11 protein-coding genes are annotated in these 12327 nt (G+C 50.2%); all 11 read left to right on the forward strand.

The features are described 5' to 3' along the window. The first annotated feature begins 76 nt into the window (after positions 1-76). Entirely contained in the window at positions 77-1390 is a 1314-nt protein-coding gene (gene ftsE, locus SCIP_RS02355; protein WP_006292924.1) for a cell division ATP-binding protein FtsE, read from the forward strand. Then, positions 1390-2313, forward strand: a complete 924-nt coding sequence (ftsX, locus tag SCIP_RS02360; protein WP_006292925.1) for a permease-like cell division protein FtsX — start codon at positions 1390-1392, stop codon at positions 2311-2313. The genes ftsE and ftsX overlap by 1 nt, the downstream gene beginning before the upstream one ends. A 237-nt stretch (positions 2314-2550) precedes the next feature. Beyond that, on the forward strand, positions 2551-4110 hold the full coding sequence (locus tag SCIP_RS02370; protein WP_006292926.1) for a CHAP domain-containing protein: 1560 nt from the start codon (positions 2551-2553) through the stop codon (positions 4108-4110). Positions 4111-4220: 110 nt separating this feature from the next. Further along, positions 4221-4703 (forward strand): SsrA-binding protein SmpB, encoded by a 483-nt coding sequence (gene smpB / locus SCIP_RS02375; RefSeq protein WP_006292927.1) that lies wholly within the window; start codon positions 4221-4223, stop codon positions 4701-4703. 129 nt (positions 4704-4832) lie between these two features. Continuing rightward, positions 4833-5831 carry an ABC transporter substrate-binding protein gene (locus SCIP_RS02380; protein WP_006292928.1) on the forward strand — a complete coding sequence of 333 codons (999 nt, stop codon included), beginning with the start codon at positions 4833-4835 and terminating at the stop codon, positions 5829-5831. Positions 5832-5845: 14 nt separating this feature from the next. Beyond that, on the forward strand, positions 5846-6829 hold the full coding sequence (locus SCIP_RS02385; protein WP_048349257.1) for an amino acid ABC transporter permease: 984 nt from the start codon (positions 5846-5848) through the stop codon (positions 6827-6829). A gap of 58 nt (positions 6830-6887) precedes the next feature. Next, positions 6888-7718 carry an amino acid ABC transporter ATP-binding protein gene (locus tag SCIP_RS02390; protein ID WP_081442803.1) on the forward strand — a complete coding sequence of 277 codons (831 nt, stop codon included), beginning with the start codon at positions 6888-6890 and terminating at the stop codon, positions 7716-7718. Between the two features lie 186 nt (positions 7719-7904). Further along, positions 7905-8477 carry an NADPH-dependent FMN reductase gene (locus SCIP_RS02395; RefSeq protein ID WP_006292929.1) on the forward strand — a complete coding sequence of 191 codons (573 nt, stop codon included), beginning with the start codon at positions 7905-7907 and terminating at the stop codon, positions 8475-8477. Positions 8478-8554: 77 nt separating this feature from the next. Then, on the forward strand, positions 8555-10441 hold the full coding sequence (glmS, locus tag SCIP_RS02400; protein WP_006292930.1) for a glutamine--fructose-6-phosphate transaminase (isomerizing): 1887 nt from the start codon (positions 8555-8557) through the stop codon (positions 10439-10441). A 2-nt stretch (positions 10442-10443) separates the two neighbouring features. Then, positions 10444-11490, forward strand: coding sequence for an ADP-dependent NAD(P)H-hydrate dehydratase (locus tag SCIP_RS02405; protein ID WP_006292931.1), 1047 nt, complete (start codon positions 10444-10446; stop codon positions 11488-11490). Beyond that, the gene (locus tag SCIP_RS02410; RefSeq protein ID WP_048349258.1) at positions 11487-12290 is read left to right on the forward strand and encodes a pseudouridine synthase; all 804 of its coding nucleotides are present in this window, start codon (positions 11487-11489) and stop codon (positions 12288-12290) included. Before SCIP_RS02405 ends, SCIP_RS02410 begins: the two co-directional genes overlap by 4 nt. Positions 12291-12327: the final 37 nt, after the last annotated feature.

Genomic DNA, 12327 nt, shown 5'->3' on the forward strand with positions numbered 1-12327 from the left:
ACCTCCTGATAGATACAGGCAACGAAAGCACAGACAACCACAGATCACAAATACGCACAGATAAGGATGAATATTTATGGCGTTGATTTCTTTACGGCACGTCAGCAAGATATATCCCCACGCTTCAAGACCGGCTCTGGATGATATCAGTCTGCAGATTGACCGGGGGGAATTCGTTTTCCTGGTGGGAGCTTCAGGAGCTGGAAAGAGTACCCTGCTCAGCTTGCTACTCCACGAAGAGGAGGCAACCGATGGGGATATTCGGGTCGCAGGCAACGATCTGCGGCGGATGCCGAATCGTCATGTTCCCCAGTATCGGCGGACAATAGGATTTGTTTTTCAGGACTATAAGCTTCTGGCCAATAAAACTGTTTATCAAAATGTGGCTTTTTCCCTGGAAGTGATTGGTACCAAGCGATCTACCATTAAGACTCTCGTTCCCCAGGTTTTGGATGCAGTGGGTCTGAAGGGGAAGGAGGACAGGCTTCCGCATGAGCTCTCCGGCGGCGAGGTCCAGCGTGTAGCCATAGCCCGTGCGTATGTAAATCATCCTCAGATTATTATGGCAGATGAACCCACAGGAAATCTTGATCCCACCACTTCTGTAGGTATTATGGAGGTTCTGGACGCTATCAATCGAACCGGTACTACCGTGGTTATGGCAACTCACAATGAGGAAATTGTCAACTCCATGCGGCGGCGGGTGATTGAGCTGCACAACGGTCAGATAGTTCGGGATGAGCGTCGGGGCGGCTATGACTCCTCGGTATATTTTCCAGATGAAGATACTGAGAAGAAATCAGCGGCTCAAAAGGCTGCCTCGGCGAAACGGAAGAATCCTCTTCTGGCAGTCCCTTCTTCCGAGTCTGATCTATCAGCTTTCCCTCCTGATTCTTCTGATTCTTCTGATTCTTCTGATTCTGTCACCATTCCTCAGCCTTCCCATGGGTCTGAATCTGCTGACGGCCAGGAAAAAAATCAGAAAAATGCAGCCTCTTCTAATCAGGCATCATCCGACCAGTCTTTATCCACTGTGTCTCCACCAAATAAGGCACAATCAGGCAAGGACCGTCCAGGCTTGTCTTCGACAAAACCCACTGCCAATCCTGGCGTCGACGATGATCAAGAAGAAGGTCTTCGCAGGCTGGCAAACAGTGTTCATTCTGGCCGGACAGGCCGTTACGCTGAAACCTTCCAGTCAGTAGAAGATACGCTGACCTGGGGCAAAGGGCTCACGGGTTCTGTGGAAGCCCACAAAAATGAGGACAAGACAGACAATCCGACCGAGGACAATCATTCGTTGGCTGCTCAGGCAGATCAGGCAGATCAGGCGAATGCGACGAATCAGTCAGATCAGACAAATCAGACAGACAAGGACGGTAATAACTGATGCGGTTACGGCTTATTCTTTCAGAAACATGGTCCTCCCTACGGCATAATTCCGTCATGGTCCTTTCTCTTCTCCTGGTGACCTTTATCTCTTTCCTCTTCATCGGCGCTTCCGTGCTGACCCAGGCGCAGGTAAACAAAGCCAAAGGAGAGTGGTATTCCCAGGTCGAAGTTGTGGTCTGGCTGTGTCCGGACGGCAGCAGTCAATCAGCGAACTGCTCGACAGGAAAGTCTCCCAGTCAGGATCAGATTGTTGCTATTGAAAACTCTCTGCAAGACGATACCAATGGGGCAGTGGCTAGCATGTCCTTTGTCAGTAAGGAAGATTTCTACAAGAATACTTTCCTTAAGCGCTACCCGGGCGGGGTATACAACGGGCGGACTTTGACGGCCGGTGATATGCAGGACTCCATTCACCTTAAGCTCAAAGATCCCAGCAAATATAAGGTGATTTCTGAGCTTCTGTCCAATAAACAGTATGTGGAGAGTGTGGAAGACCAGAGAGATGTGTTTGATCCCATCCTGGCTGTGATGAATAACGCTACCGTGGTAACTGCTATTTTGGCTGCTGTCATGGTTCTGGTAGCTATTCTCCTGACCAGCACAACAATCAGGTTGTCGGCTGCATCCCGCAAAACTCAGACGGAAATTATGCGTCTGGTAGGAGCTTCCAACTGGACAATCCGTATGCCGTTTATTCTGGAAGGTGTTATTGTTTCTTTACTCGGATCACTTCTGTCCTGCCTGACTTTGGGCGTTATTGTCAAGATTTTCATTACTGATTGGGCAACAGGAACGGTTTCCTGGATGTCTATGATTACGGTGAATACCGTCCTGCAGATTTCTCCTTTCCTGGTTGTTGGTGCTGTCCTCTTGTCTATTATCGCTTCCACAGTTTCTTTGAGACGGTACTTGAAGGTATGACAGAATGATGAATAATGAACGATGACTACGGTGGCATCGTGTATGCTTACGGCTCATAATTTTTTTATACAGAAAAAGGTTGAAAAATCAAGGGAAAGTGAGAGTCCTGTGAAGGAAAAAGTACGGAAGGCGGCTTCAGGTTTGGGTTTCCCAGTTTTTTCGCTTAGTATGGAAAAACGTATGGTCTTCGGGCCACAGCAGTAAGTGCAGATAGAAACAGAAAAGTGTGAGGTTATTATGTCTTTTCAGTGGAAGACGATAGTACGATCCAAACCGCTGATCGGCTTTGTCGCCATCGCAGCACTGATGACAGGTGCCATGGCTTCCTTTACTTCTGCCGGTTCTCAGCAGGCCTATGCCACTCCTTATCAGGATTTGACTGCTGCCCAGACCAGTAAGGCTAATGTAGAAAAAAAGCTGTCAGGGGTGAATGCTCAGCTGAAGTCTACAATCTTGCAGTTGAATGATCTGGTTAATAAAAAGATTCCGGCCGCGGAAGATGCTTCCAACGCTGCGGACGATACAGCTACTAAAGCTAAGCAGACTGCTCAGGAAGTTGGACAGCGATTGGCCGCTGCTCAGACGGATGAGGCTTCTTTACAGGCGCAGATCAAAAAGACAGGTGCAGATTATGATGATTCCAAGGCGGCCGTAGCCCAGGCTGCCCGTGACAGTTTCCACAGTTCTGCCTCCAGCAAGATCATGAGTTTGGTTACCAGATCTCGCAGCACGGATAGTTTTGTGGAAAATATGCAGACCAATTCTGCCGTGGCCAGAGTGGCTGCTGCTGAAGCTAACTCGGCGGCCAATACTCTGAGCACTGCCACTAATCGGCGGGAACGGCTGAAGGCTATTGAGCAGAGGATAGTTGCTCTTAAACAAGAAGCTGATTCTTCCGCAGCTGCTGCCCAGGCTGCTGCCCAGGAGGCTCAGCAAAAGGCAGAAAGTTTGACTGCTCTTCAGTCCCAGGCTGAACAAAAGCAACAGACTCTGACCTCCCAGCAAAGTCAGCTGAAAACTCAGGCGGCTAAAGAAGCTGTGGCAGTTCTTCAAGCCCAGCAAGCAGTTAATGAGTATAATCGTAAACTTGCTGCACAGCGGGCTGCGGAGCAGGCTCGGGCAGCTAAATTGGCAGCGGAACAATACAATGCCGCTATGGCCGGGAGGCGGGCCGCTCAGGCTGCAGCTGCCAGGAGGGCAGCATCACGGGCATCGTCATCTTCCTCAAACTCGTACAACAGGTCTTGGGGCAGCTCATCAGGAGCTGGGAGGGGGAGTGGATCCTCCTCTGCCGGCCGCTCTTCAGGAACTTCGTCGGGCGGATCGGCATCGTCTCCTTCTCATAGCGAAAATTCTGCAGCTACTGCCATGGGTATGAACTATTCGGTTCCTGGCAATTGTTCTGCAACTGCAACCTATTGCTACGGCCATCCTACCGGTCGGTCTTTGGGCGTTCTCGGCAGTGCTTACCCTTGGAGCCAGTGCACCTGGTGGGCTTACATCCGTCGAACCCAACTCAATCTTCCTGTGGGCTCTTACCTAGGCAACGGCGGCGAGTGGGATACCAAGGCAGCTGCCCTGGGTTACTACGTTAATACCACCCCGCATGTGGGCGCAGCTGTTTCCTTTAACCCTGGTCAGGCCGGATCTTCTGCAATCTATGGTCACGTAGCCGTGGTAGAAAGAGTGAATTCTGACGGAACCATTTTGATTTCCGAATGCGGGTCCAGGAACCACGGACGCATTCTGACCAGAATACTGGGTAACGTGAACGCTTATCATTACATTCACTACTGAGTTTTCAGCCAGTACTGACTTGTTGATTACCTGCTGAGTTTCCGGCATCCGCTGGTTCCCGGGACCTGCTGTAGCTACAGACAAACTATTTTCAGGAAGGCGACAATATGATGACGAAAAATCCGGGGCAGGATGAGATCCATATGATTGCTACCAATCGCCGGGCCAGACACGATTACACTATCGAAAATTCTTTGGAGGCAGGTCTGGTCCTGCAAGGTACCGAGGTCAAGAGTCTGAGGGAAGGAAGGGCTTCCCTTTCCCAGGCCTTTGTCAGTATTGATCCTCATCATCAGGTGTGGTTGGAGGGAGCGAATATTCCTGAATACCTCAACGGTACCTGGATGAATCACGCCCCCAAGCGCAAGCGCAAGCTCCTCCTTCACGCCGATCAGATTGCCCGATTGGAGCGGGGAATTGAAGCCAAGGGTTACACCATTATTCCTCTTACTCTTTATTTCAAACAGGGTCGGGCCAAGGTGGAAATTGCCCTGGCCAGGGGCAAGCGGGAATATGACAAGCGTCAGGCCTTGCGCAAAGCCCAGGATGACCGTGAAGCCCTCAGGCAGATGCGGCTTCACAATAACCGCTAATAATAATCGCTTATCCTCGTGTATACATCGTGTACACATCGTAAACGCATTAGGCACACATCAGATATGGAAGCCTAAGGATATATCGAAAGAAGGCGAAGTCCAGGGGCGCTAGTACAGTGTATAGTTATGCGTGATCATACAAGTAATTATTGCACGATCGATGCCAGCAGGACCCGGTGCGCCCGGTTAAAAGACAGCTTGTCCTTGAGGAAGGCAACTCTCAGATTTCCTTTAATTTTCTTGATTTGTCTGTCTCTCTTCCTCTCTGCATCTGCTTGCGGAACCTCTGATGGTCTGGATGAAAGAGGACAGAGTTTTGATTTCAGCTCTATTCCAACGAATAAAAAAATTCAATCTATGCTCCCTCAAGAATTGAGGGAGAAGGGGGTGCTGACCGTAGGTACCAATGCTGCCTATGCGCCGGCAGAGTATACGGGAGAGGATTCCCGTGTAGTCCTGGGGTATGAGATCGACCTTATCAAGGGGATTGCCAGGGTCATGGGACTGAAAACGCAAATTGTTCAGGCCAGCTTTAATAGCATTATCCCCGCTGTAGGAAAAAAATATACGGTGGGAGTTTCTGGTTTCACCATCACTGCTGAGCGGGAGAAAAGCGTCAATTTTGTGCAGCACTACAGGTCAGGGATGAGTTTTGTAGTCAATAAAGGGAATCCAAAGAAGATTACCGTCAACAATCTGTGCGGACGCAAAATTTCGGTTCAGACCGGGACTATGCAGGAGACTGACGCAGGCACGATGTCGGAGAAATGCCTATCGCGCGGCAAACCAGCCATAACCATCCGCTCTTACCGGGATCAGCCGTCGGCTACCATTGCTTTGATATCCAAACAGGTTGATGCCATGTACACCGATACCCCTGTGGGCGAGTATGCAGTCAAAGAAACTGAGGGTAAGCTGCAGATGCTGGGCAAAGCAAAAGGTGTGGCCCCTATGGGCATCGTGATCGCCAAGAACGATATGGCAACTGCCCGGGCAATCAAGGCAGCTTTACAGATTCTGATTGACAGGGGGACGTACCGGAAAATCCTCTCATCCTGGGGAGTGACCTCAGGAATTATAAAGAAAGCGGTAATTAACCCTAAGCTGAAAAGCACTGCCAGCTAAGGAAAGGCGGAACTATGACAGATCATCACACATCCACATCAGAAGATCCAATCCCTAATCGAATTCATGCCCGGCCTGTGCGGCGGCCCGGAGCCATTATAGCTGGCCTGATCGTTCTACTGGTGACGGCCATGCTGATTCATGGGATAATCACCAACCCAAACTTTGAATGGAACGTGGTCTGGCGCTACCTGTTCAATGAGCATGTTCTCAGCGGCGTTGCATGGACCTTAATTCTCACCTTTGGCTCCTTCCTGATTGCTACTTTTTTGGCTATCGTGCTGGCTGTTATGAGACAGTCGGTCAATCCTGTCTTGAAGGCTGTCAGTTGGTTTTATATCTGGTTCTTCAGAGGAACTCCTGTATATACCCAGCTGGTTTTTTGGGGACTAATCGCTGTTTTGATTCCCAAAATCAGCCTGGGCATTCCTTTTGGACCGACTTTTTTCAGCATCAACACGGAGGAAGTTTTTACAGCTGGTCGGGCTGCACTAATCGGTCTGGCACTCAATGAAGCCGCTTACCTGTCTGAGATCGTCAGGGCCGGCCTGGAATCAGTGGACAAGGGGCAGACCGAAGCTTCTCAGGCCCTGGGCATGAACCGCAGACAGATCATGTACAGAATTGTTCTTCCCCAGGCCATGCGAATAATCGTGCCTCCTATGAGCAATGAAGCCATCGGCTTGCTCAAGACCACCTCACTGGTGCTGGCTGTTCCTTTCACCATGGAACTTCAGTATGTAACCAATTCCATTACCTATAAGACCTATAAACCCATTCCCTTGCTGCTGGTGGCCGCCATCTGGTATCTGATCATAACTTCTATTTTGATGGTTATTCAGCATTATCTGGAAAAGTATTTCAGCCGGGGCTTCACCGATGAAGCTGCAAGATCAAACAGTATTTCCGGCAGCTCTCTGTCTCAATCGTATAAGGCTGATAAAGAGAAAGCCCGACGTCGGGCTGTAGAGGCCAAGCACCTGGGTCTGAATGCCTGAGATAGCAGCAGAATACAACGAAGAATAGCTCAACGATCAGGCCGCTAAGAGAGGAATCATGAATAACAATACGGGAAATAAGAATACGGAAAATAATACAGGAAAAAGGCAGGATAAGCAGAAACCGCAGATTATCATCAATCAGGTGCATAAAGAGTACGGCGACCTGCATGTTCTTAAAGGAGTCAGCATGACTGTCATGCCCGGAACAGTGACAGTTATTCTAGGTCCGTCAGGCTCCGGCAAATCAACCCTGCTGAGACTCATCAATCAGCTGGAAACCTTAACCGGAGGCAGCATTACCGTAGATGGTCACCTGGTCGGGTATAAATATGTTGGTCATGGGAAGAGGAAAGTGCTTCAGACCTTGAATGATAAAGAGATTGCCCGCCAGCGCTCATCTATTGGCATGGTTTTCCAGCGTTTTAACCTTTTCCTCCATATGACAGTCTTGGAAAATGTTATGGAGGCCCCGATCCATGTTGCTCACCAACCCAGGAGCGTAGCTAAAAAGGAAGCCCTGGAGTGCTTGGACAGCGTGGGTATGCTCGACCGGGTAGACCATTATCCTTCCCAGCTCTCCGGAGGCCAGCAGCAGCGGGTGGCTATTGCCCGGGCCATTGCCATGCATCCCGATATTATGCTTTTCGATGAACCTACCTCCGCCCTGGATCCTGAGCTGGTCGGGGAGGTTCTGACTGTTATCCGCGATCTGGCTCAAAAAGGGATGACCATGGTGGTGGTGACTCATGAAATTGGTTTCGCCAAGGAAGTCGCTGATCAGGTGGTCTTTATGGATGGGGGAGTGATTGTAGAATCAGGAGGTCCAGATATTATTGATCATCCTCAGGAACAAAGGTTCAAAGGTTTTCTCAATTCAGTCCTGTAGAGCATGAGTCAACGCTAGGTGCATTATGCTTTGGTAATTGTAATTTTTCTCACTTTATTTCCCCTGTCTGTGCTTTCTGTGTTACCTTTGAAGATAAGCGTGGACTATGCATATCTGCGCGTTTATATAAGGTACCAGTAATTTAGGTAGATAACAGTAAATATCAATCCTTCAAGGAGGTAGACCATGACAAAGAAGATTTCAGTGCTTGTAGGCAGCCTTCGCCGCGAATCCATTGCCAGGAAGATTGCCCAGGCAATCATTGGTATGTTCCCTGATGACTATGAAGCTCACATTGTTGAGATTGGCAATCTGCCGCTCTACAACGCCGATTACGACAATCCTCAGGAAGAGTATGCTCCCCTGCCTGAAACTTATACTGCTTTCCGCACTACCATTAAGGCCAGCGATGGGGTGGTGTTTGTCACACCCGAGAACAATCGCCTGGTCCCGGCAGTCATGAAGAACGCTATTGATGTGGCTTCCAAGCCCAATGGCGATGTTGCTTGGAAAGGCTTACCGGCAGCCATTATCAGCCATTCTGTTGGTGCTATGGGCGGTTATTCTTCTCAGAAGACGTTGCGTTTGGCTTTGTCGTACTTTGATATGCCTCTGATGGGTCAGCCCGAGGTTTTCCTGGGTAAGTCCGCCACCATGATCAACCAGGAAGGCACCTTTGCTAACGAATCGACCTTTAATTTTGTCAAAGGCTATATTGACAAGTTTGTTAAGCTGGTTGAGGCTAACCCCCGCAGCTAGGCTCTTCCGTTGGAGCTTTGGTGGTGATTCTCTGCACGCATAAGTCTTAAGCCCCGGCTGTGAGTAGAATAAAGGGCATGTGTGGAATTGTTGGATACGCCGGAAAGGGCGTAGAATGCGGTAAACCCTTGGAAGTCTGCCTGCAGGGCTTGAAAAGACTGGAGTACAGAGGGTATGATTCAGCTGGTGTAGCCCTGGTAGCCCCCGGGATGGATAGGGTTGCTGTGCGCAAAAAAGAAGGCAGACTGGACAATTTGGTTGCCGAAATTGAGCGCAATCCTTTGCCTGATGCCACTATTGGCTTAGGCCATACCCGATGGGCAACCAGTGGTATTCCCAGCGATCTTAATTCTCACCCGCATCTAAGCGAAGACGGCAAAATTGCCTTGATTCATAACGGAATTATTGAGAATGCGCCTCAGCTTAAGTTTGATTTGCAGTCGGAAGGGTATAGCTTCGTTTCGGCTACCGACACGGAGGTAGCAGCCAAACTTCTGGGAAAGATTCAAAATCAGATCATTGACCAGACAGGCAGGCCAAATTTGTTTGAGGCCCTGCGCCGGACTGCCCGTATGATAGAGGGCGCCTTCACCCTGTTGGCTGTGGATGTACGCCAACCGGAAACGGTGGTGGGAGCCCGTCACGACTCGCCTCTGGTTGTGGGGCTAGGCCAGGGGGAGAACTTCCTCGGATCGGATGTAGCTGCTTTTGTGGCTTATACCAAGAAGGCCCTGGAACTTGGTCAGGATGAAGCAGTTATGATTACGGCTGATTCTGTAACAGTCACTGATTTTGATGGTAATCCTGCCCAAGCCCGTGAATTTACTGTGGACTGGGATGTGAGTGCCTCTCAGAAGGGAGGCTGGGACTCTTTTATGGATAAGGAAATTCATGAAGAGCCTGAATCCGTACAGAATACTTTGTTGGGCCGCTTCGACAGGAATAACAACCTGAACCTGGATGAAGTACACATTGATGAGGATGCTTTCAGATCCATTGACAAGATCATTGTGGTTGCCTGTGGTACTGCCTCCTATGCCGGAATGGTAGCCAAATATGCCATCGAACATTGGGTAAGGATCCCTGTGGAAGTCGAGCTGGCGCATGAGTTCCGTTACCGTGATCCCATTCTGACTCCCAATACCCTGGTTGTAGCTATTTCCCAGTCAGGCGAGACTATGGATACTCTCATGGCTTTGCGCCACGCCCGAGAACAGGGATCCCGGGTCTTGGCTATCTGTAATACCCAGGGGTCAAGTATTCCCCGTGAGTCTGATGCTGTTCTCTATACTCATGCCGGCCCTGAAATCGCCGTTGCCTCGACCAAGGCCTTTGTTGCCCAGATTACGGCTGCTTACCTGCTCGGGCTCTATTTGGCTCAGGTTAAGGGCACTATGTATAAAGATGAAATTCGACAGATTATCGCTTCCCTGAAGGAGATGCCGGCTAAAATCCAGAGGATTCTGGATACGCAGGCGACTGTAGTTGAAAAAACAGCAGAGAAGATGATCAATGCCCGCTCCTTCCTCTTCCTGGGGCGTCATGTTGGTTATCCGGTGGCTATGGAAGGCGCACTGAAACTGAAGGAAATTGCCTACACCTTCACTGAGGGCTTTGCTGCCGGCGAGCTCAAGCATGGACCTATTGCCCTGGTTGAAGAGGGGGAGCCGATCGTGGTCATTGTCCCTCCTTCCCGGGGGCGAAATATTTTGCATTCCAAAGTCATTTCCTCCATCCAGGAAGTCAGGGCCCGGGGGGCATACTGCATTGCTATAGCGGAGGAAGGCGATGAGGATGTAAAGGATTACGCCGATACCGTCTTTTGGCGGCCTGAATGCCCCACCTTGATGAGTCCTCTGGTTGATGTAATTCCTCTTCAGCTTTTTGCTATGGATATGGCCAAGCTCAAGGGGTACGATGTGGATAAGCCACGTAATCTAGCTAAATCGGTGACGGTGGAATAAAAATGCACGGCTTGCATCTGTCTGATCTGTCTCAGGCATTATCCTATCCTGGCCCCGATGATTCCAAGTACACTCGGGGGGTAACAGGGCTGATTACTGGTTCCGACGAGTATCCTGGTGCTGCCGTGCTGGGAGTTACCGCTGCGGCCAAAGCCGGTGCCGGTTATGTGCGCTACAGCGGCAGTCAGGTCAGTTCCCATCTCGTTCTGGCTTCCCGGCCGGAAGTTGTCGCCCATCTTGATTTAGCTTCACATGTGAATTCCTGGGTCATTGGATCTGGATTTCCTGATGTAAGTCCGGAAAGTCTGGGCCAGGATCGTTGTCAGATGGCAGTTGCTCTTTTGTCTGCTTTTGCCGGGAACAGATCAGATGACTGCAATCAGGAGGATTGGCAGGCTGCCCAGAACGCTGTATCTCAGGCTTATGCCGTGATTGATGCCGGGGCTTTGTCCTATTTTGCTTTCCTGGCCTCCACTCGACCTTTAACCGAAGCTGGCTCCCTGAGACGGGTGGTAGTCACCCCGCATGCGGGAGAGGCGGCTCTTATGCTTAGCCGGTGCGGGTATAGCTTGGAGAGGCATGATGTTGAATCATCCCCACGCAAGTATGCCAAAATTCTCTCCGATGAACTTGAATGCGTGGTCGTTCTTAAGGGGTCCCCCACCATTATTTATGATTCTCACAGCAGCAAGGAAGCAGTGGAGATTGCGGGTACACACTGGCTGGCAACTGCTGGAACAGGGGATGTGCTGGCAGGAATTACGGGTACCTTACTGGCGGCGAATGCATCAGCCATGAATAAATCTGACATAGATATACAAACAGTAGCGGCAGTTGCTGTATTTATTCACTCTATGGCCGCTGCCCGCAGCGCTGGGGATAGAGCCACTATCAGCAATCTGACCGAGGGGGGGAGCAGATCAGGTGCTTCCGGCCATCCCATTACTGCCCTGGATATCTGCGATCAGGAAGCAGCAGTTATAGGAGATCTTCTTTCCGGAACCGCTTCTTACCTTCCTGATACCTATCTTCCTGGTTTTCTCCAGTGACATACAGTCAGAAGCCGGCTGACAAGCCCCATCGCTGGGTCCTGGACGAACCTGTTATCCCTGCTGATCTTCCTATTCTCTACGAAGACCAGGCAATCATAGCCGTGGATAAGCCCCATTTTTTGCCCACCATGCCTAGGGGAATGTGGTATAAATCGACAGCGGTAATGACAATGCGGGAGAGAACAGGCAATGATTCCCTCATCCCTGCTCATCGCCTGGACCGGATGACAGCCGGGGTCCTGATTTTAGTCAAGGAACCGCAGTATCGCAAAATGTATCAGATGCTTTTTCAAAGTCGGCAGGTGCATAAAACCTACCAGTGCCTGGCCCCAATCCGACCGGCTTCTCGGCCCCGACTAGGGCTGGTCGGTCACGTTTGGTCTAGGAAAGGAGAGGACAACAACCTGACTGTTGATGTGACCAACCTGTCTTTCCCTCTCCTGCGATCTTCTCATATCACCAAAAAGCGGGGAATTCTTCAAGCCTATGAGGAAGCGGAAGCCATCAATGCTGTCAGTCTTATTACTATTAGTTCTCATCAGTCATCTCACGCTTTGAATAAGGGTCTGAGGGCTTATACCCTCCACCCCCTGACTGGGAAAACTCATCAGCTCAGGGTTCATATGACCAGTCTGGGTCTCCCTATTGATGGTGATAACTGGTATCCTCAGGTTGAAGAAAGAGCGTATGATGACTTTTCCCACCCTCTTCAGCTGATAGCACGAGAGATTTCTTTCACTGATCCTTTGACCGGGCAAGAGCGAATAATCCGTTCAAACAGGCCGTTCATCATATGAGATTAGGTCTGGAAAGCTGAGGTATTCGTCTGCCAGG

Source organism: Scardovia inopinata JCM 12537 (assembly GCF_001042695.1).
GTDB classification, from domain to species: domain Bacteria; phylum Actinomycetota; class Actinomycetes; order Actinomycetales; family Bifidobacteriaceae; genus Scardovia; species Scardovia inopinata.